This is a genomic window from Beutenbergia cavernae DSM 12333 (assembly GCF_000023105.1).
GTDB classification, from domain to species: domain Bacteria; phylum Actinomycetota; class Actinomycetes; order Actinomycetales; family Beutenbergiaceae; genus Beutenbergia; species Beutenbergia cavernae.
The window spans coordinates 4,037,686-4,057,160 of record NC_012669.1; the positions used below are offsets into that span (position 1 = coordinate 4,037,686).

The 19,475-nt window shown below is 72.8% G+C and carries 19 protein-coding genes; 9 read left to right on the forward strand and 10 right to left on the reverse strand.

Going from position 1 to position 19,475, the window contains the following annotated elements; translation table 11 throughout:
- The first annotated feature begins 9 nt into the window (after positions 1-9).
- Positions 10-1,530 (forward strand): rhamnulokinase, encoded by a 1,521-nt coding sequence (locus tag BCAV_RS18275; protein ID WP_015884105.1) that lies wholly within the window; start codon positions 10-12, stop codon positions 1,528-1,530.
- Positions 1,531-1,736: 206 nt separating this feature from the next.
- Here the strand turns inward: BCAV_RS18275 and BCAV_RS18280 are convergent, their stop codons facing one another.
- The gene (locus BCAV_RS18280; protein ID WP_015884106.1) at positions 1,737-3,968 is read right to left on the reverse strand and encodes an HNH endonuclease signature motif containing protein; all 2,232 of its coding nucleotides are present in this window, start codon (positions 3,966-3,968) and stop codon (positions 1,737-1,739) included.
- 458 nt (positions 3,969-4,426) lie between these two features.
- Between BCAV_RS18280 and BCAV_RS18285 the strand changes: the two genes are divergently transcribed.
- Complete coding sequence (locus tag BCAV_RS18285; RefSeq protein ID WP_015884107.1) at positions 4,427-5,005, forward strand: pyridoxamine 5'-phosphate oxidase family protein; 579 nt, start codon at positions 4,427-4,429, stop codon at positions 5,003-5,005.
- 68 nt (positions 5,006-5,073) lie between these two features.
- Here BCAV_RS18285 and BCAV_RS18290 read toward each other — a convergent pair whose 3' ends face one another.
- Positions 5,074-6,108 carry an aldo/keto reductase gene (locus BCAV_RS18290; RefSeq protein WP_015884108.1) on the reverse strand — a complete coding sequence of 345 codons (1,035 nt, stop codon included), beginning with the start codon at positions 6,106-6,108 and terminating at the stop codon, positions 5,074-5,076.
- A 77-nt stretch (positions 6,109-6,185) separates the two neighbouring features.
- Here BCAV_RS18290 and BCAV_RS18295 point away from each other — a divergent pair, with 77 nt between their 5' ends.
- From BCAV_RS18295 to BCAV_RS18310, 4 genes are all read left to right on the forward strand, one after another.
- Positions 6,186-6,797, forward strand: coding sequence for a TetR/AcrR family transcriptional regulator (locus BCAV_RS18295; protein ID WP_015884109.1), 612 nt, complete (start codon positions 6,186-6,188; stop codon positions 6,795-6,797).
- A 155-nt stretch (positions 6,798-6,952) separates the two neighbouring features.
- Positions 6,953-7,285, forward strand: coding sequence for a hypothetical protein (locus tag BCAV_RS18300; protein WP_015884110.1), 333 nt, complete (start codon positions 6,953-6,955; stop codon positions 7,283-7,285).
- Between the two features lie 94 nt (positions 7,286-7,379).
- Positions 7,380-8,123: an ABC transporter ATP-binding protein gene (locus BCAV_RS18305; RefSeq protein ID WP_015884111.1), complete on the forward strand. Its 744-nt coding sequence runs from the start codon at positions 7,380-7,382 to the stop codon at positions 8,121-8,123.
- Positions 8,120-8,845, forward strand: a complete 726-nt coding sequence (locus BCAV_RS18310) for an ABC transporter permease (protein ID WP_015884112.1) — start codon at positions 8,120-8,122, stop codon at positions 8,843-8,845. Before BCAV_RS18305 ends, BCAV_RS18310 begins: the two co-directional genes overlap by 4 nt.
- 108 nt (positions 8,846-8,953) lie before the next feature.
- On the opposite strand, the gene BCAV_RS22570 is transcribed toward BCAV_RS18310, so the two are convergent.
- The 3 genes from BCAV_RS22570 to BCAV_RS18330 form a co-directional block, all read right to left on the reverse strand.
- Positions 8,954-10,102, reverse strand: a complete 1,149-nt coding sequence (locus BCAV_RS22570; RefSeq protein ID WP_015884113.1) for a thermonuclease family protein — start codon at positions 10,100-10,102, stop codon at positions 8,954-8,956.
- Positions 10,103-10,304: 202 nt separating this feature from the next.
- The gene (locus BCAV_RS18325; RefSeq protein ID WP_015884114.1) at positions 10,305-11,594 is read right to left on the reverse strand and encodes an adenylosuccinate synthase; all 1,290 of its coding nucleotides are present in this window, start codon (positions 11,592-11,594) and stop codon (positions 10,305-10,307) included.
- 62 nt (positions 11,595-11,656) lie between these two features.
- Positions 11,657-12,118, reverse strand: coding sequence for a DUF3151 domain-containing protein (locus BCAV_RS18330; protein ID WP_015884115.1), 462 nt, complete (start codon positions 12,116-12,118; stop codon positions 11,657-11,659).
- 112 nt (positions 12,119-12,230) lie between these two features.
- On the opposite strand from BCAV_RS18330, the gene BCAV_RS18335 reads away from it, so the two are divergent.
- Positions 12,231-12,578: an STAS domain-containing protein gene (locus BCAV_RS18335; RefSeq protein WP_015884116.1), complete on the forward strand. Its 348-nt coding sequence runs from the start codon at positions 12,231-12,233 to the stop codon at positions 12,576-12,578.
- Positions 12,579-12,580: 2 nt separating this feature from the next.
- On the opposite strand, the gene BCAV_RS18340 is transcribed toward BCAV_RS18335, so the two are convergent.
- Complete coding sequence (locus BCAV_RS18340) at positions 12,581-14,662, reverse strand: ATP-binding SpoIIE family protein phosphatase (protein ID WP_015884117.1); 2,082 nt, start codon at positions 14,660-14,662, stop codon at positions 12,581-12,583.
- 74 nt (positions 14,663-14,736) lie between these two features.
- Here BCAV_RS18340 and BCAV_RS18345 point away from each other — a divergent pair, with 74 nt between their 5' ends.
- A complete protein-coding gene (locus tag BCAV_RS18345; protein ID WP_015884118.1) occupies positions 14,737-15,123 on the forward strand; it encodes an STAS domain-containing protein in 387 nt (128 codons plus the stop codon).
- A gap of 92 nt (positions 15,124-15,215) precedes the next feature.
- On the opposite strand, the gene fbaA is transcribed toward BCAV_RS18345, so the two are convergent.
- From fbaA to BCAV_RS21815, 3 genes are all read right to left on the reverse strand, one after another.
- Positions 15,216-16,238, reverse strand: coding sequence for a class II fructose-bisphosphate aldolase (fbaA, locus tag BCAV_RS18350; RefSeq protein ID WP_015884119.1), 1,023 nt, complete (start codon positions 16,236-16,238; stop codon positions 15,216-15,218).
- Positions 16,239-16,331: 93 nt separating this feature from the next.
- On the reverse strand, positions 16,332-17,000 hold the full coding sequence (locus BCAV_RS18355) for a TrmH family RNA methyltransferase (protein WP_015884120.1): 669 nt from the start codon (positions 16,998-17,000) through the stop codon (positions 16,332-16,334).
- A gap of 10 nt (positions 17,001-17,010) precedes the next feature.
- Positions 17,011-17,565: a helix-turn-helix domain-containing protein gene (locus BCAV_RS21815; protein ID WP_015884121.1), complete on the reverse strand. Its 555-nt coding sequence runs from the start codon at positions 17,563-17,565 to the stop codon at positions 17,011-17,013.
- Positions 17,566-17,914: 349 nt separating this feature from the next.
- Between BCAV_RS21815 and BCAV_RS18365 the strand changes: the two genes are divergently transcribed.
- Positions 17,915-18,700 (forward strand): HAD-IIA family hydrolase, encoded by a 786-nt coding sequence (locus tag BCAV_RS18365; RefSeq protein ID WP_015884122.1) that lies wholly within the window; start codon positions 17,915-17,917, stop codon positions 18,698-18,700.
- Between the two features lie 25 nt (positions 18,701-18,725).
- Here BCAV_RS18365 and BCAV_RS18370 read toward each other — a convergent pair whose 3' ends face one another.
- Positions 18,726-19,424 carry a hypothetical protein gene (locus BCAV_RS18370; RefSeq protein ID WP_144016822.1) on the reverse strand — a complete coding sequence of 233 codons (699 nt, stop codon included), beginning with the start codon at positions 19,422-19,424 and terminating at the stop codon, positions 18,726-18,728.
- Positions 19,425-19,475 lie beyond the last annotated feature (51 nt).

Below are 19,475 nucleotides of genomic sequence, written 5' to 3' on the forward strand. Positions count from 1 at the left end.
ACGACGGCGATGGGTGGGCTCCCGGGCGACGCCGTCAGTGTGGTCGCCGTCGACCTCGGGGCGAGCAGCGGACGGGTCATGCTCGCCCGGGTCGGGGCCGACGAGCTCGCGCTCGAGGAGGTCTCCCGCTTCGACAACCGCCCGGTCGCACTGCCGAGCGGACTCCACTGGGACACGCTGGGGCTGTACCGGAACGTGCTCGACGGCGTCGCGTCGGCGCTCCGAAGCGAGCCGGCGGTGCGGTCCGTCGGGATCGACGGCTGGGCGGTGGACTACGCGCTGCTGCGCGCGGGTCGCCTGATCGGGGCGCCGTTCCACTACCGCGACCAGCGGACCGCCGACGCCGTCGACGCCGCCCACGAGCTGGTGCCGTTCGCCGAGCTGTTCGCCGCGAACGGGCTGCAGCACCTGCCGTTCACGACGGCGTACCAGCTGACCGCCGATCGCCTCGAGGGGGCGCTCGCGGGTGCCGACGGGCTGCTGCTGCTGCCCGACCTGTTCGCGTGGTGGCTGACCGGGGTCCGGGCAGCGGAACGGACGAACGCCTCGACCACGGGTCTGCTGGGTGCGCGCTCACGGGAGTGGGACACCGACCTCGCGGCCCGGCTCGACGTTCCGGCCGGTCTTCTGCCCCCGCCCGTCGACCCAGGGACCGTCCTGGGACCGCTGCGGCCGGAGGTCGCCGCGGAGCTCGGCGCGGGCAATGGCGTCACGGTGGTGGCCGTCGGCTCGCACGACACGGCATCCGCCGTCGTCGCCGTGCCGATGCGGGACCCGGCGCGCGCTGCCTACATCTCCTCGGGCACGTGGTCGCTCGTCGGCGTCGAGCTGGAGGCGCCGGTGCTCACGGACGAGGCGCGCGAAGCAGGCTTCACGAACGAGCTGGGCGTGGACGGCCGGGTCCGGTTCCTGCACAACGTCATGGGTCTGTGGCTGCTCAGCGAGTCGGTGCGTACGTGGCGGGCGGCCGACGGCGACGACGACTCGGCATCCGACCTTCCGCGCCTGCTCGCGGAGGCGGAGCTGATCGACGGCGACGGCGTCCCTGCCTTCGACGCCGACGATCCCCGATTCCTCCCCGGCGGCGACGTGCCCGCGCTCATCGACGCCGTCTGCCGCGAGACGGGGCAGGAGACGCCGCGGTCGCGAGCGGAGTACGTGCGGGCGATCTGCGAGGCGCTGGCGACGGCGTACGCGCGGGTGATCGCCGACGCCGCCCGGGTCACGGGTCGGGCGGTCGAGGTGGTGCACGTCGTCGGGGGCGGGGTCCGCAACGCGCTCCTGTGCCGGCTCACGGCCGAGCGGACCGGGCTGCCCGTGCTCGCCGGCCCGGTGGAGGCGACGGCGCTCGGGAACGCACTCGTGCAGGCGCGGGCGCTCGGTGCGCTCGAGGCGCTGCGGCCCGGTGCGCTCGAGGCGCTGCGGCCCGGGTCCCACGACGCGAGCTCCGGGACGACCCGCGTCTCCTTGGAGGACCTTCGTGCCCTCGTGGCGCGCACCCATCCACCCCGGACCTACCTGCCGACCTGAACCGACCCGCCCAGCCCGCAGGACATCCGGCCCAGCCACGCACCCACCCGCCCCGGACCTACCTGCCGAGCTGAACGATCCGCGCGGCCCCACAAGCCACCCCCGCGCATCCGGCCCCGCCGCGCACGCATCCACCCCGGACCTACCTGCCGACCTGAACCGACCCGCCCGGGTCTCGGTCTCAGTCTCCCGGCTCGGTCGGTACGTCACGCAGCCTCGCTTGCCCCGAGCCTCCTGTCTGTGTCCCAGACCCTCCGCGGCTGAGCCCGGGCGTCGAGCCGAGACTCCCACGACCCGTCGACGGCACGACGGCGGACCTGGCCCAGGGCCGTGATCCACGTCGTCGATCCGTCGGGCTCGACGGTGAGCTCGTGGCCCGCATGGGTCTTGAGCAGATGGTGCCGCCGGCACAGGGGGCGCAGGTTCCAGGCATCCGTCGGCCCCAGCGGGAACTCGATCACATGATCGAGGTCGCACGACGCGGACGACACCGAGCATCCCGGGGCGACGCACGTCGGGTCCCGGAGCCGCACGTATCGAGCGAGTGCCGCCGGCGGATCGTGCTGCACTCGACCCGCATCCCACGGAGTCGGGGAGAGCGGCATCGCACTGGTGCGTCGACGTGCCTCCTCCTCGGGATCCCGGACCACGACCCGGATACCCGGCTGGACGGCGAGCATCCGCGCCGTCGCCGGATCGACCGCCCCGTAGCCCACGATCTCCGCAGCGTCCGCGAGCGGGCAGGCGGACGCGGCCCCCGGATCGCCGGACGGGGCCAACTCGCGGGGCTCGCCCGGTTCAGGTCGGTCGGCGCCGTGTGATGTCCCCGGCGCGGCACGCTCCTCGACCTGCCCGACCGGGGCACCTCGCCCGTCGGCGAGGAGCTCCTCGAGCTCGTCGGCGATGTCCACCGCCGGGCCACGCTGCGGCTCGTGCCGCAGCACGGCCACCGGGAGATCGCGCGTGAGGACCGCAGCCGGACCCGAGAACGTGAACCTCTCCGCGGCCACGAAGCCGCGCTGTGCACCGGTCCGAGGCGCAGGCACAGGCGACGGCGCTGGCGCGGGCGGTGGCGGTGGCGCGGGCGAGGTCGCTGCCTCCGCTGTCAGCGCGGGCGGGTCCCCGGCCGCCGGAGCGGGCGCGGCGGACGACTCACCCTCCGCAGAGGCGGACGCCCCTGCCGGCTCGACCTCCGCAGAGGCGGACGCCGCCGTCACCTCAGCCACCGCAGATACCGGCGCCGGCGCCGGCGCGACCTCTGCCGATCCCGACTCCGCCACCGGCGCAACTCCCGCCGATCCCGACTCCGCCACCGGCGCGACCCCCGCCGATCCCGACTCCGCCACCGCCGCGACCCCCGCAGATCCCGGCGTCGCCGCCGGGAGCTCGCCCTGTGCAACCCCTGACGCGGCTGCCGGCTCAACCTCCGTCGCCGCGGGAGGGACAACTGGCCCCGGGTCGGCCGGCCCGATGCGGCCCTGGGCCAGCGCACTCGCTCCCATCGCGGAGAGTGCATCGGCTCGCAGCTGCTCGAGCGTGCGCGCGTCTCCAGCAGCACGTGCCGCCCGGGCCGCTCCCTCGCATGCTGCATAGACGCTCGCGGCCTGGGCCGCGGTCAGGACCGCGGAGAGTCGCGCCATGCCGTCGGGCAGGAGGCGCGGCCGGTGGAGCCGACGACGAGTAGCGGCTCGCTCGTGACGTTCCGACGCGCGCTCCGGATCGACCCGGACGACCGCCCGCTGGATCGCCGCCGCGAGCTGGCGCAGCGCCAGCACGGGAGCTTGAGGCAGGACCTCGTCGATCACCGCGAGCGTGACGGGCAGATCCTGATCCTGAAGTGCGTCGACGAACTCACGCGCTTTGCCCGCATCGATGAGGCCGTCGCGCAGCGCCTCCCCGACCGCCGCGAACTCGCGGCAGAAGAGGCTGCCCTCCCCGACCAGCCGGGCGGCACTCGGCCGCGAGATCCCGAGTCGCACGGCGATCTCGTCACCGGCCACGCTCGGCACGTTGATCGGCCGGCCCAGCGCACGCCAGTCCGGGATCATCGACGCACGCCGACCGAGAGCTCCGGCCCACGCCCGCTTGGCAGCAGCGGCGCGTGCTTCGAACGCCGACCAGGCCGCGATCACGTCGAGCACCTCGGCGTCGGACAGCGGCACGCCATCCTCGAACTCCGCCAGACCGTCCATCGACAGCAACGCGTCAAGCTCGGAGACGAGCATCCTGCGAGCCGCCTCGCCCATCCCGGGCACGGACGTCGACGCCGGCTCGGAACCTAGGTCTGCACGCGGCTGCTCCGCGCGCAGCTGACCAGCCTCACGCGCCTGCTCCTCGCGCAGCTCACCTGGCTCTCGCACCTCGGCGAGCGGGTTGACGCCAGCCTCGAGCACGCGCGGCGCGACCGCCTCTCCACCCTGGCCTGGCGACTCGTACATGTGATCGATTATCGCAGGAGGCTCCGACATCGCGGAGGTCTATCCACAGGTCCCACATGAGTTCGGAACTCCGTGAACGATCCTGACGACGGGCGGACGCGGTCCCGCATCGCCCAAACGGCGGGACAGACCGCCGCCGCCCCGAACCGGACAGCACCAGACCGACGACGACCGAGCACCACCTGACCCCCGACCCCGCCATCCGGTCGCCACCACACACCTGCCCACCGACGCAAGTCGCATGCCACCGACTCCGCAGCGATCCGTAGACCACCTGAGCCACCGACTCAGCCATCCGACCACGGCATCGCCGTCGCGATCCGTACCGCCCGACGGACACCATCCGATGACCACGCGGCCCGCCGCCGTCGCGCATCAGACCACCCGAAGCCCCGCCGTCGCCGAGAGGCACCCCGCCCCGAACCGGCCCACGACCACAGTCCTGCCAGACTGGCGCCGTGGCCCACGTCTACGAAGAGATCACCGACCGCCTCACCGCGTTCGTCGAGGCCCAGCCCGTCTTCTTCGTCGCGACGGCACCGCTCGACGGCGACGGCCACGTCAACCTCTCGCCGAAGGGCATGGCGGGGACGTTCGCCGTCCTCGGACCGCATCGCGCCGCCTACCTCGACTACACGGCGTCCGGCGCCGAGACAGCCGCCCACCTGCGGGAGAACGGGCGCATCGTGCTCATGTTCTGCGCGTTCTCCGGCCCGCCGAAGATCGTGCGGCTGCACGGTCGGGGCCGGTACGTCGAGGCCGGCACGACCGAGTTCGCCGAGCTCAGGACCGCGTTCCCGAAGGAACGTGAGCTGGGGCAGCGCGGGATCGTCGTCGTCGACGTCACCCGCGTGTCGGACTCCTGCGGCTTCGCCGTGCCGGTCCTGGACTTCGTGGCGGACCGCGACATCCTGGACCGCTCCCACGAACGCCGGACACCGGAGTACTTCGAGGCCTACCGGCGCGAGCGCAACGCGACGAGCATCGACGGGCTGCCGGCCGTGGGCGCGGACGTCGGGACCTCCGCCGAGAGCTGACCGCGACCCCGCCCGCGGCGAGCGAGCGGCGCGCGATCCGCCCCAGCCCGAGCCGCGTCACACCCGACTCAGCGTCCGCCGTCGATCCGCCGCGAGCGCTGGTTCTCCCCGGCCGGGCCGTACGGGTAGTCGTCGAAGCCGGGGTCGCTGGCGTCGTCGAGCGCCCGAACCTGCTCGTCCGAGAGCACGACGTCGACGACGGCCAGGCTCCCTCGGAGCTGCTCCAGCGTGCGAGCGCCCAGGATCACCGACGTGACGGCGGGCCGTCCGAGCAGCCACGCGAGCGCCACCTGCGCGGGAGTGGCACCCACCGAGTCGGCGACGGAGCGGACGGCGTCGATGACCCGCCACGTCCGCTCCTGGGCGCTGCGCTTCGCGTACGCCTCCATGCCCCGCTCGGGGTCCTCACCGAGGCGCGACGCCCCGGCGGGCGGCTCGTCGCGCGAGTACTTGCCGGTGAGCCAGCCCCCGGCCAGCGGCGACCACGGCAGCAGACCCATCCCGGCGTCCTGCACCGCGGCGACGATCTCGGCCTCGATCCCGCGGACGAGCAGGTTGTACTGCGGCTGCAGCGTCACGGGCGCCAGCCAGCCCCGCGTCGTCGCCAGGTCGTGCGCCTTCGTGAGCTGCCAGGCCGTGTAGTTCGACAGGCCCCAGTACCGGATCTTCCCGGCGCGGGCGGCATCGTCGAGCGTGCGCACCGTCTCCTCGAGCGGAGTCAGCGCGTCCCAGGCGTGCACCTGGTACAGGTCGATCGTCTCCGTCTGCAGGCGGCGCAACGAGGCGTCGAGCGCCTGCGTGAGGTGCTTGCGCGAGAGACCGAGAGCGTTCGGGTCGCCGTGCGTGGGGAAGCGGCCCTTGGTCGCGATCACGAGGTCGTCGCGCGCGGCCGCCCCGCGTGCCGCGAGCCAGCGCCCGATGATCGACTCGGACTCGGTGCCCGAGTAGACGTCGGCCGTGTCGACGAGGTTGCCCCCGGCGGACACGTACTCGTCGAGCTGCGCGTGCGACCCGGCCTCGTCGGTCTCCCGTCCGAACGTCATCGTGCCGAGGGCGAGCGACGACACGGCGGCGCCGCTCCGACCGAGCAGGCGGTACTCCATGGTTCTCCTTCCGGTGCCCGACGCCGGGCGCACCCCAGCCCATCACCGCGGAGCCCGTGACGTCTACTCTGAACGGCATGTCGAGCAGCGCCCGCCCCGAGCCGGCGGACGCCCCGGCGAAGCGCACGGGACGCCGGCCGGGCACCCCGGACACGCGCGGCGAGATTCTCGACGCCGCACGTCAGCTTCTCGCGGAACGCTCGCCCTCCGGCGTGACCGTCCGGGCCGTAGCAGCTCGGGCCGGCGTCGACCCGGCCCTCGTGCACCACTACTTCGGCACGAAGCGTTCGCTGTTCACGGCCGCGCTCGAGCTGCCCTTCGACCCTCGGATGATCGTCCGCTCGATTCTCGACGGACCGGTCGCGGAGCGCGGCGAGCGCATGACCCGCACGTTCTTCGGCGTGTGGGAGGACCCGTCGGGGCGCGAGCCGTTCCTGGCCCTCCTGCGCTCCGCGCTGAGCGCAGGGTCTGGCGCGGGACTGCTCGCCGGGTTCATCCAGCAGGTGATGCTGCCGCTGGCGGAGCACGAGGCGGGACTCGACGGGCGGCGTGTCGAGCTCGCCGTCTCCCACCTCGTCGGGATCGCCGTCCTGCGCTACCTGATCGCCGTGGAGCCGCTCGCCTCGACACCGGTCGAGGAGCTCGTCGCCGCCGTCGCGCCTTCCGTGCAGCGCTACCTCGCACCCTGACAGCGCGCCCGACGGCGGAAATCACCTCGCCTGGACGGCGCCCCGCTCCGTACGCTCGTCGATCCACCGCGTCCGGCGCCGCCGTCCGGTCGCGCAACCCCAAACACCCAGCCCCGCCCGGGGCTGGCCGAACCGTGTCCGGAAGGAGGACACCCATGACTACGACCATGAAGCGACAGATGCTCGTCGTCACCCTGCCCCAGCACCTCGTCTCGCCCATCGCAGGGCGGCTCGCCGTCGCGACGGCGATGCGGCGGTCGCCGGTGCGCCGACCGGACACCGTGGTGCTCACCGGGCGGGACGACCTGCTCGTCAACCACCTCGGCCTCGAAGCACTGCTGGAGGCTGCCGCGCGCGTGGGCGCGACGCGCGTCGTTGCCGTCAACCTGCCCGACGAGGCGTGGCACGAGCTGGACCGGCACGCGGACCGCGCCGGCCTCGCCGTCGAGCGGCGCTCCGTCGCGGAGGAGGCGCTCCTTCGCACGTGAGCGGCGTGCACCCCGGGACGCCTGACCCGCACTCCAGGGCGCCCGAACGGGAGACCGCTTGACGCCGTCGTCGCCCCCTCTCATAATTCATCACATGGTGAATTCGAGCGGGGCGACGACGGCGGTGGCGCTCGAGGGCGTCGACGTCACCAGGAGCGGGACTCACGTGCTGCACGGAGTGGACCTCGCGATCCCCGCGGGTTCCATCACCGGACTGCTCGGGCCGTCCGGGGCCGGCAAGACGACGATCATGCGCACGATCATGGGCGTGCAGGCGCACGTCACGGGTTCCGTGACGGTGCTCGGGCGGGCCGCCGGGCACCCCGAGCTGCGCCGCCTCATCGGCTATCGGACGCAGGACCCGAGCGTCTACGCCGACCTCACCGTCGGCGAGAACCTGCGCTACTTCGCGTCGGTGCTCCGGCTGACGGACGTCGCGGGCGAGGTGGACCGGGCGCTCGCCCGCGTCGACCTCGTGAGCATGCGGGACCGACTCACGTCGCGCCTCTCCGGCGGGCAGCACTCGCGGGTCACGCTCGCCGCGGCGCTGCTCGGTTCACCCCCGCTGCTCGTGCTCGACGAGCCGACCGTCGGCCTGGACCCCGTGCTCCGGGACTCCCTGTGGACGCTCTTCGCGGAGCTCGCGGCCGAGGGTCACACGTTGCTCGTGTCCAGCCACGTCATGGATGAGGCGCAGCGCTGCGACCGCCTCGTCCTCGTCCGCGACGGCCGGATCCTCGCCGACGACAGTCCGGAGGGGCTGCGCGCCGCGACCGGGACGCCGTCGGTCGAGGACGCGTTCCTCGCGCTGGTCCAGGGCGGGAGGCACGCCGCATGATCGCGACATCTACCAGGGTGCTGCGTCAGCTGCGGCACGACCCCCGCACGATCGGCATGGTGCTCGTCGTCCCGTGCCTGCTCATGACGCTGCTCTGGTGGATGTTCCAGGACTCCCCCGGCGGTGAGCAGATCTTCACGGCGGCCGCCCCGGCGCTGCTCGCGATGTTCCCGCTGCTCATCATGTTCCTCATCACCTCGGTCGCGACGCTCCGGGAGCGGACGACCGGCACGCTCGAGCGCCTCCTCACGCTCCCCCTCTCGCGGGGCGGCCTCATCGGCGGGTACGCGCTGGCGTTCGGGCTCGTCGCGGTGGTGCAGGCGGCAGCCGTGTCGGCGCTGCTCATCGGCGCCCTCGACTTCGACCCGGCCGGGCCGTTCTTCCTGCTTCTCGGCGTGGCGGCCCTCGACGCTGTGCTGGGGGTCGCGCTCGGCCTGTTCGTCAGCGCGTTCGCGCGCACCGAGTTCCAGGCCGTGCAGTTCATGCCGGCGATCCTCGTGCCGCAGCTGCTGCTGTGCGGGCTCTTCGTGCCGCGCGGCGACCTGCCCCCCGTCCTCGAGGTCATCTCGAACGCGCTCCCGCTGTCCTACGCCGTCGACGCGATCACCGAGGTGTCCACGCAGGCGGAGCCGGACATCCTGGCGCAGGTCGGGATCCTCGCGGCGTTCACCGTCGGGGTGCTCGTGCTCGGGTCGCTCACGCTCCGGCGGCGCTCCGACTGACGGCGGCGGAGTCGCCTCGACCCCGGAGCCGGGTGCGGGTAGCGGTCGATCCCGCCGCCAGCTGCACCGAGGCGCCGGCGACCCGGACCCGGACCCAGGACCCCGGCGTCAGCCGATCGGCTGACGCGTGTCGCAGTCGATCTTCGTGTACGGGCGACCCTGCTCGTCGACGGCGTTCGGGACGTAGCCTCCGCCGTAGGCGCGGCAACCCGTGTATCCGTCGTAGCCGCCGCCTGACCCCGGGTCTGGCGCGGGCGCGGGGTCTGGTGCGGGCGCCGGGGCGGGTGCGGGCGCCGGAGCGGGTGCGGAGCCGCCGGAACCGCTCTCCGCCTCACGCTCCGCATCGGCGGCCGCGTCGCGATGGGCCTGCTCTTCGGCAGCCTGGCGGGCCGCCTCTTCCTCCGCCGCCTGACGCGCTGCCTCCTCCGCGGCGACGCGCTCCGCCTCGAGTCGGTCCCGCTCCGCGGTGATCGCAGCGTCGTTCGCCACGGCATCGGCGTCGAGCTGGTCGACCTGGCTGGACACCTCCTCGCGCATGGCGTCGAGGCGACCCGAAAACGGCAGGAGCGGGAAGCCGCTGCGGTCGCCGTCGAGAACCTCGCCCAGGCCGACGCCGATCGCGAGAGCCGCCGCGAGCGCGGCACCGTGTTGCTCGAGGGCCGCGACGTCGGTCCCCGCCGGGGTGGCCGGCACCGACTCGGCGGCCGAGGTGAACGCCGCCATCTGCGCCGGAACGGTGCACTCGATCGCGGGGTCGAACAGCCCGACCTGCGCGGCCGCCGCCTCTTCCTGCGCAGCGAGGACGTCGTCGTAGAAGCGGTCGTTCGGCTCGTACAGCACGGCTGCACCGAATCCTGCGCGAGCGATCTCTGCATTGACCAGCGTCCCGTCCAGGAACACCCCGGCGAGATCCCGGCCGTAGGAGTCCTGTCGTTCACGGTCGTACTCGAGCGTCACCTCGGCGCCGATCGGCAGCAGGTCGGCGAGGTACGTCGTCGCCTCCGCTCCTAGGCACTCGGGTGGGGTGTTCGGGTCCACGCTCTCCGGCGTGTCCACGTTGAGCAGCCGGACACGGCGCTCCTCGCCGTCCACGGCGACGTCGACCGTGTCGCCGTCGACGATTCGGGTGACAACGGCGGTCGCCGCATCCGGAGCGGACGAGGCCGTCGCGACGACGGCCACAGCCGCCACGACCGCGCCACTCGCGAGGACAGCAAGGAACTTCTGGGCAGCACTCAGCCCGGCGAGGAAGGACAAGGGAACTCCGACGATCAAGGGGGACGCGCGAGATGCGCGGCGTCACCGTACGCGCCCCGTGACGATCCACACGGACGCCCACCGCCGTCGGCGCAACACCTGCACGACCTCTCCCGCGGTTCTGCACGTCGCAGGTCGACCCCGGAGCCGGGTGCGGGTAGCGGTCGATCTCGCCACCAGCTGCACCCAGCCGCCGCACGAGTCAGCCGGAGAGCAGGTCGTACCGCGGGATCGTGGCCTCGCGATCCGGTCCGACGCCGATCGCCGAGATCCGCGTGCCGGACACCGACTCGAGGTGCTCCACGTACCGCTGCGCGTTGACCGGCAGGTCGTCGAACGTCCGCGCGTGCGTGATGTCCTCCCACCAGCCGTCCAGGTACTCGTAGATCGGCGTGGCGTGGTGGAACGCGCTCTGGTCGGGCGGCATCTCGTCGAACCGCTCGCCGTCGACGTCATACGCCACGGCCACCGGCACCTTCTCGAGACCCGTCAGCACGTCGAGCTTCGTGAGGACGAAGTCCGTCAGCCCGTTGACGCGCGACGCGTAGCGCGCGATCACCGCGTCGTACCACCCGGTGCGGCGGGCACGTCCCGTGGTGACGCCGTACTCGCCGCCGGTCTTGCGCAGGTACTCGCCGTCGTCGCCGTCGAGCTCGGTCGGGAACGGCCCTTCCCCCACCCGGGTCGTGTACGCCTTGATGACGCCGATCACCCGGTCGATGCGCGTCGGTCCGATCCCGGACCCCGTGCACGCGCCGGCGGCCGTGGCCGACGACGACGTCACGAACGGGTACGTGCCGTGGTCGACGTCGAGCATGGTCGCCTGGCCGGCCTCGAACAGCACCGTCTCGCCCCGGTCGAGCGCCTGGTTGAGCACCAGCGACGTGTCCACGACCATCGGCCGGACCCGATCGGCGTACTCGAGCAGCGCGTCCACCGTCTCGTCGATCGTGACGGCGCGGCGGTTGTAGACCTTGACGAGGATCTGGTTCTTCAGCGTGAGGGCGCCTTCGACCTTCTCGCGGAGGATCTTCTCGTCGAAGAGGTCCTGCACCCGGATCCCGACGCGGCTCATCTTGTCGGCGTACGTCGGCCCGATCCCGCGCCCCGTGGTGCCGATCTGACGCTTGCCGAGGAAGCGTTCTGTCACCTTGTCGAGCGTGCGGTTGTACGGCGGGATGAGGTGCGCTCCCGCGGAGATCTGCAGCCGCGACGTGTCCACGCCGCGCGTGTTCAGGTCGCGCAGCTCCTCGAAGAGCACCTCGAGGTCGACGACGACGCCGTTGCCGATCACCGGCGTCACGTCCGGCGTGAGGATCCCCGAGGGCAGGAGGTGGAGCGCGTACTTCTCGTCGCCGATCACGACGGTGTGGCCGGCGTTGTTCCCGCCGTTGAACTTCACGACGTAGTCGACCCGCGAGCCGAGCTGGTCGGTCGCCTTGCCCTTCCCCTCGTCGCCCCACTGGGCGCCGACGACGACGACTGCTGGCATGGGTGTCCCTTCTCGGACGTCGCGGCCGGGCGGTGCCCGGGCCGGGGTGGACGACGGTGACGCTACCGGAGCATGTCGGCGGCGGTCGGGTCGGAGTCGGCGAGGAACTCCACGATCCGCTCCGCCTCCTCCGTCTCGCCGATGGCCGCGGCGGCGTCGCCGAGGGCCAGCAGCGCGAGCAGGAAGCCCTGGTTCGGCACGTGAGAGACCGGGACGGGGCCGCGCCCGCGCCATCCGGCCTTGCGCAGCGCGTCGAGGCCGCGGTGGTACCCGACCCGGGCGTACGCGTAGGCGGCGACGGCGTCACCCGGCGCGGCGTCGTCGTCGAGACCGGCGAGCTCCGCCCGGGCGAGCAGCGCCCACGCGAGGCTCGACGCCGGGAAGCGGGCCGCGAGCTCGCGGACCACCCGCGGGTCTGCCGCGCCGTCGCCCAGCTCGGCACGCACGCTCATGTCCGGGTGGTCCGCCGGGAGCAGCGTCTGCTCCGGACCCACCGACAACCGTTCACCCAGCGACTCGCTCATCCCCCCATCCTTCCATCGCGCCGCGCCGCGCCGTGCACAGCTCTGTGCACGGAGCGCGCCGACTCGTTAGCCTCAGGGCTCGACAGGCTCGCCCCCCAGCCGGAGCCAGGCGATGATCGAGATCTCCACGTCCGCGACGTCGACAACTGTGACGATCGAAGGCGATCTCGACCTCTCCACGCGCCCACAGTTCCATGCGGCGACGGCGAAGCTCGGCGCCGTCCGCCGTCCGCTGCTCGTCATCGACGCGAGCCGGATCACGTTCCTCGACTCCACCGGCGCCGCGTTCCTCATCTCGCTCGCTGACGCCACGCGCAAGCGCGGAGGCGCAGCGGTCCTGCGCGGGGCCGACGAACGGGTCCTGTTCGTGCTCGAGACCTGCGGCGCGCTGGACTTCTTCCGCCTCGACCCCGAACCGGGCCTGCAGGAGGGCGACGGCGGGACGCGGCTTCGCGGCTGAGCTCACCCGCGAAGTCCCGCCAGCGGGTCCTCCTCGCCCGAGCGCGGGCGCACGAGCGCCCACACGACCTTGCCGTGGCCGGACGGGCGCCAGCCCCAGTCCGCCAGCCGCTCCACGATCTGCATGCCGAACCCGCCGAGACCGCTGGCGTGACCGCCGAGGAGCGTCGGTGGCGTGGGGTTGCCGTCCTCGACCTCGACGCGCAGCCCTGACGACGTCGCGCGCAGCCGGAGCGCCACCCTGCCCCACCCGTGCATCACGGCGTTCGCGACCAGCTCGGACGTGACGAGCTCGGCCGCCGGGGCGTCCCGGACTCCCCACTCGTCGCACACGCGCACGACCGCCTCGCGAGCCCGTGCGGTGGACCGCACGTCCGGCTCCAGCTCGATCCGCCACGAGCGCACGCCCGGGTCGATCTCTCGCTGGTCGCACCGCGGGATGCGCACGACGACGATCGCGACGTCGTCCTCCGGCTCCTCGGCGAACGCCGCGAGCAGCGCCTCCCCCACGCCCGCGGCGTCGTCGGCGCCGTTCGCCCCGAGTGTCCGGCAGGTCTCGACGAGCTCGGCGATGCCGGCCCGCAGTGCCCGGGCGCGCCGCTCGACGAGCCCGTCCGTGTAGAACACCAGGACGTCGCCGGCGACGAGGTCGACCCCCGCCGTCGCGCGGCGCACGGAACCGAACCCGACGAGCACCCCGGCGGCGCCGTCGAGCTGCGTCACCTCACCGTCCCGGACGAGGAGCGGCGGCATGTGGCCCGCTCGTGAGTAGTCGAAGCGCCAGCGGCCCGACTCCTGATCGACCGGGGTGAGCGCCCCGTACACGAGCGACGCCGACCGGGCCAGGCGCATGCTGGCCACGAGGTCGTCGACCCGCGACAGCACCGTCCCGGGGTCCACCAGCTCGCAGGCGTAGGAGCGGACGACGGAACGCAGCTGGCCCATCGCCGCAGCCGCCTCCATGTCGTGCCCGACGACGTCCCCCACCACCACGCCGACGGTGTCCGGGTTCACGTAGAGCACGTCGTACCAGTCGCCGCCGACCTGGGCGTGCTCCGCGTTCGGGGAGTAGTAGGTCCACACGTCGAGGCCCGTGACCTCGGCCTGCTCCGGCAGCATCGCCCGCTGCAGCGTCTCGGCCATGAGGTGCTCGCGCTGCAGGAGGCGGGCGTTCTCGATCGCCATCCCCACCCGCCGCGCGACCAGACGCGCGACGGTGTGCCGGCCGTCGGCGTCCTCGAGCGGGACGAGCACCATGACGCCGAGACTCTCCACCCGCCCGAGGACGGGCAGGACGACGACGCTCGTGACGTCGTCGGGCAGGTCAGCGTGCCTGCGCAGGGCCGTGACGAGGTCGCCGGTGGCCGTGAACGGCGCCGGTTCCTCCTCGAGGGAGAGCTCGATCTCCTCCACCCTGGAGCCCTCGAGGAGCCGCAGCACCGGATCGGGCGACCCGTGCCAGATCGACCGTCCGCGCCGGTCCGACGACGACGGCTCGAGCCCGTCGATCGGGTGCATCCCGCCGTCGGCGGCGAAGAAGGCGCTCCACCGCACGACGACGCCGGAGAGCAGGTGGGTGACGGCGCGCAGCGTGCCGGCGTCCTCGACGTCGATGAGCAGGTCGGACACGCGCGAGACCGCGTCCAGGCCGAGACGGACCCGCCGCTCCGTCACGAAGAGCATCGCGTCGTCGTCGAGTGCCCGCATGTCGTCGGTGATGTCGCGCAGCGCGATGATCGCTCGGCCGGGCCGCACCGGGCTGATGACGAACCGGCCCCAGAACGGGGCGCCGTCGCGCGTGTAGCACAGGGCTCGGATCATCAGCCCGTCGCCGTCGAGGACCGAGCGCTTGAAGCTGTCCCGCGCCGACTTCTCCGGCATCCCGTTGAAGATCGCGCGCGCGTCGTGGCGCAGCGCGTCGAGGTCGTGGCCGGTCAGCTCGGTGAAGCCGCGGTTCACCCACGGGATCCTCGGCTCGCCGTCGACGACGTCGAGCACGAAGAACGCGACGTCGCTCGCGGCGAAGGTCGTGAAGAACTCCTCGGGCGTGAACTCGTCGCCCGACGCGGGTGTGGTGGTCGTCACAGGTGCCCAGCATCCTCTAGCGTGGGCCGGAGCCGGCCCCGCCCGCGCCGGACGACCCCTGCAGGAGGCCGTACGTGGACACCACACCCCCGGGACCCGTGTCGGGGTCGCAACCCGGATCGGTGCGCGTGCGCACGACCGACGACCGCACCCGCATCGTGCTCGCCGGCGAGATCGACGTCAGTCTCGCGGGCGACCTCGCGGACGCCGTCGGGCGCGCGGAGCTCGCGGGCAACCCGACCGAGATCGACGCCGCCCAGGTCGCCTTCATGGACTCCTCGGGGATCGCGCTCCTCGCGCGCGTCGCGACGCGGACCCCTGGTCGCCTGGCGATCATCTCGCCGCCCGACGTCGTGCGGTTCCTGCTGGAGGTCACACGGATCGGCGACATGGTCGACGTGCTCGACATCGACCCGGGCTTCCCCGACTCCGACGGCGACGCCGGACCGTCCGTCGCCTGAGCCTGGGCTGCGGCGTCCGTCGACGGGGCAGTTGCACCCGGGCAGCACGACGAGCCGCCCGCGGGTCCTCCCGCGGGCGGCCGCCCGATGGCTCAGCGGATCTTCTGACCCGCGCTGCGCAGCTGCTCGCACGCCTCGACGATCCGAGCGGCCATCCCGGCCTCGGCGAGCTTGCCCCAGGCGCGGGGGTCGTACGCCTTCTTGTTGCCGACCTCGCCGTCGATCTTGAGGACGCCGTCGTAGCTGGTGAACATGTGGCCGACGACGGGCCGCGTGAACGCGTACTGCGTGTCCGTGTCGATGTTCATCTTGATGACGCCGTTGTCGACGGCCTCCGCGATCTCCTCGGCGGTGGAGCCCGAGCCGCCGTGGAACACGAGGTCGAACGGCTTGGCCGTGCCGGTCTCCGCGCCGACGGCGTCCTGGATCTCCTTGAGGATCTCCGGGCGGAGCTTGACTGCTCCCGGCTTGTAGACGCCGTGGACGTTCCCGAACGTGAGCGCCGTGAGGTAGCGCCCCTTCTCACCGGCGCCGAGGGCGCGGACGGTCGCGAGCCCGTCGTCCACGGTGGTGTAGAGCTTGTCGTTGATCTCGGCGGTGTGGCCGTCCTCCTCGCCACCGACGACGCCGACCTCGATCTCGAGGATCGTGCGGGCCGCGGCGGAGAGCTCGAGGAGCTCGGCGGCGATGACCAGGTTCTCTTCCAGCGGGATGTTCGAGCCGTCGAACATGTGCGACTGGAAGGTGGGGTTCTTGCCGGCCTTGACCTCGTCGGCCTCGATCGCCAGCAGGGGACGCACCCAGGAGTCGAGGTTCTGCTTCGTGCAGTGGTCGGTGTGCAGGGCGATGGTCACGGGGTAGCTCTTCGCGACCTCGCGCGCGTAGGCGGCGAGCGCCAGCGAACCGGCGACCCGGTCCTTGATCGTCGAGCCCGAGGCGTACTCCCCGCCGCCGACCGAGACCTGGATGATGCCGTCGCTCTCGGCCTCGGCGAAACCCTGGAGCGCCGCCGTCACGGTCTGCGACGACGTGACGTTGACCGCGGGATAGGCGAAGACGCCCGCCTTCGCGCGGTCGATCATCTCGGCGTAGACCTCGGGGGTGGCGATGGCCATGGGTGCTCCTCGTGTTCCGGCGTGTCCGTGACGGACCTGTATCGGCCCAAGTCTGGCACGACGACGGCGATGGGCGTGGGGGCCGTTCGTCCCTCAGGCCCAGGCGCTCGGGTCCGCGTGCTCCTGGACCCAGGCGTGCATCGCGACGGCGGCTGCGGCGCCGGCGTTCACCGAGCGCGTCGAGCCGAACTGGGTGATGTGCCGCACCTCGGCGGCCGCCTCGAGGGCGTCGGCGGTCAGGCCGGCACCCTCCTGACCGAAGAGCAGGACGCAGGCCCGGGGCAGGCCGCCCCGTTCGAGCGGCGTCGAGCCGGGGACGTTGTCGATCGCGACGATCGGCAGGCCAGCCAGCTCGGCCCAGACGGCGAGCGCGCCGGCGTCGGCGTGGTGGTCGACGTGCTGGTACCGGTCGGTGACCATCGCGCCGCGACGGTTCCACCGCCGTCGGCCCACCACGTGCACCCGCGCGGCGCCGAACGCGTTGGCGCTGCGCACGATGGAGCCGATGTTGAGGTCGTGCCGCAGGTTCTCGATCGCGACGTGGAACGGGTGCCGGCGGGTGTCGAGGTCGGCGACGATCGCCTGCAGGCGCCAGTACCGGTAGGCGTCGACGACGTTGCGCCGGTCGCCGTGCGCGAGCAGCTCCGGGTCGTACCGGGGATCGTCGGGCCAGGTGCCGCGCCCGCCCGGCCACGGCCCGACGCCGACCTCGCGCTCCTGGTCCTGCGGCCGCTCGTGCCCCGACTCGTCGTCACGCTCCATGTCGTCATTCTCAGGCAGCCTCGTCGCGGGGCCTCTCCTGCACCGTCCCCAGGAACGGCAGCGGCCTCTCGAACTCTGGTGGCATTCGGTCTCTGACGCGCCGCAGAGCGCGGTCGGCGAGCTCGCCGACCGTCGGGTGGTCGGGCGGCGTGGCCGCAGCGGTCCTCAGGAAGTTGCGGGCGGCGCGGCGGTGGTACCAACCGCGGGGCGGCTTGCGGTCGTACCTCGGGGAGGCGATCGCCTCGTACGGAAGGACGTCGGGAGGCTGGACGTCGAGGTGCGCCGGAAACCGTCGGCCGGCATTGTCCCGCACCGCGTCCGACGGGAACGGGGCCACCTCGCGCCCGTCCTCGTCGAGGACCGCCAACCGCAGCCGCGCGACGTCGAGGATGCGCACCAGGGTCGCCACAGCGACCGGTCCATCATTCTCGATGCGTGTCACGACCGGCTGCGACAGTCCCGCGGCGGCCGCGAGCTCGCGTTGACTCACGTCGGCGAGCCGCCTCACGCGCACCACGTACTCGGCAGCCCTGAACGGTGAGACCTTCCACGACGGCGTGGTCATCGGTGCTCCTTCCCTGTCACATTGCCGGGATCGTGAACCCTTCCACGGGGGTCCGACACGGGCGCTGGCGTCGATCCAGAGAGGGGGCCCGAGGTGCTTCCGGCCGGCTACGTCACTGATCCACCCAGCGAATCAGCGACGTAGCCCACCGCACGCACGCTCTACGTCACTGATCCACCCAGCGAATCAGCGACGTAGCCCGCCGCACCGCACGCCCTACGTCACTGATCCACTCAGCGGATCAGTGACGTACGGCGCCGACACTTCCCTCCCGCCGGGTCTCCGGGTCGGACTTCGGCGGCGTCCGGCCCGGCGCGGCGTACGCCGTCCGCGTCCCTACGCTGGGCACATGGAGTCCCACCCGATCGCCGCCTGGCTCACGGACATGGACGGCGTGCTCGTGCACGAGGACCACGCGCTCCCGGGCGCCGCCGACTTCATCGGTGCCCTGCGCGAGACCGGCACGCCGTTCCAGGTGCTCACGAACAACTCGATCTTCACGCCGCGCGACCTGCGAGCACGCCTGGCGGCCACCGGGATCGACGTGCCAGAGGACGCGATCTGGACGTCGGCCCTCGCGACGGCGCGGTTCCTCGCCACCCAGGCGCCGGGCGGGAGCGCCTACGCGATCGGGGAGGCGGGACTGACGACGGCGCTGTACGAGGTCGGCTACGTCCTCACTGCCGCGCACCCGGACTTCGTGGTCCTCGGCGAGACGCGCACCTACTCGTTCGAGGCGATCACGACGGCGATCCGGCTCATCGCGGCCGGCTCGCGCTTCATCGCGACGAACCCGGACACCACCGGCCCGTCACCGCACGGACCGCTGCCGGCGACCGGCGCCGTCGCCGCCCTCATCACGAAGGCGACCGGCCGCGAGCCGTACTTCGTCGGCAAGCCGAACCCGGTGATGATCCGGACGGCGCTCAACCGGATCGACGCCCACTCGGAGACGACGGCGATGATCGGCGACCGGATGGACACCGACGTCGTCGCCGGCATGGAGGCGGGCCTGCGCACGTACCTGGTGCTGAGCGGATCCACGAACGTGACGCAGATCGAGCGCTACCCCTTCCGTCCCACGCAGGTCTTCGACGGGATCGGCGACCTCGTCAGCCTCGTGCGACGGGACTGAGCCGGACCCGCCTCCTCGGGAGCCGTCAGATGACGAACGAGGCCACCACGAGCAGAGTCGCCCCGACCACGACGGCGCCGACCACGATCCACGCCGTCCACCACGGGTGCTTCTCATGGAACCGCATGGCGCCCGGGTGGCGGGCCTCCACGTCGAGCGGCCGCATCGGAGCGGCGTAGACGGCGGGCTGCGGCGTCAGCGCGTACGCGAGCGCCAGCAGGTCCGCCGGCGACCACAGCGGCGAGCTCATGGCGAGCATCCGCCGCCCGGCGCGGTCACGCACGACGAGGAACGGTGGCGCCACGGCCTGCCCCGACTGCGCCCGTTGGAACAGGACCACCTCACCCACGTCCGCCAGCTGGTGGATCCGGCCGCCGCTGCCGAACGCGGAACGCTGGACGGTCGAGTACGTCACCACCGTCCGAGCCCGCCAGGCGACCCAGACCGCGAACCCGAGCGCGATCACGATCGTCGCCACCGTGATGATGCCGCCGACCGTGTCGAACCGCCCGAGCCCGAGAACGGCGGCGAGGACGAGCACAACCGGGCCGACGACCATGAGCCTGCGGCGATTCTCGGGCGATGCCACGATCACCGCGACGCCGTCGGGACCGCGGACGAGCGCGGGAGGCGTCCACGCCGGCGCCGCTCCCGGCGGAGGAGCGGCCGGCGGCTGGAGCCCCGAAGGCGGAGGGAGGTACGGGTTCGGCGGGGGGTGCGTCACGACCGACTGCTTACCACGAGAGCTGCCCGCCGGCGGTCAGGACGACGGCGA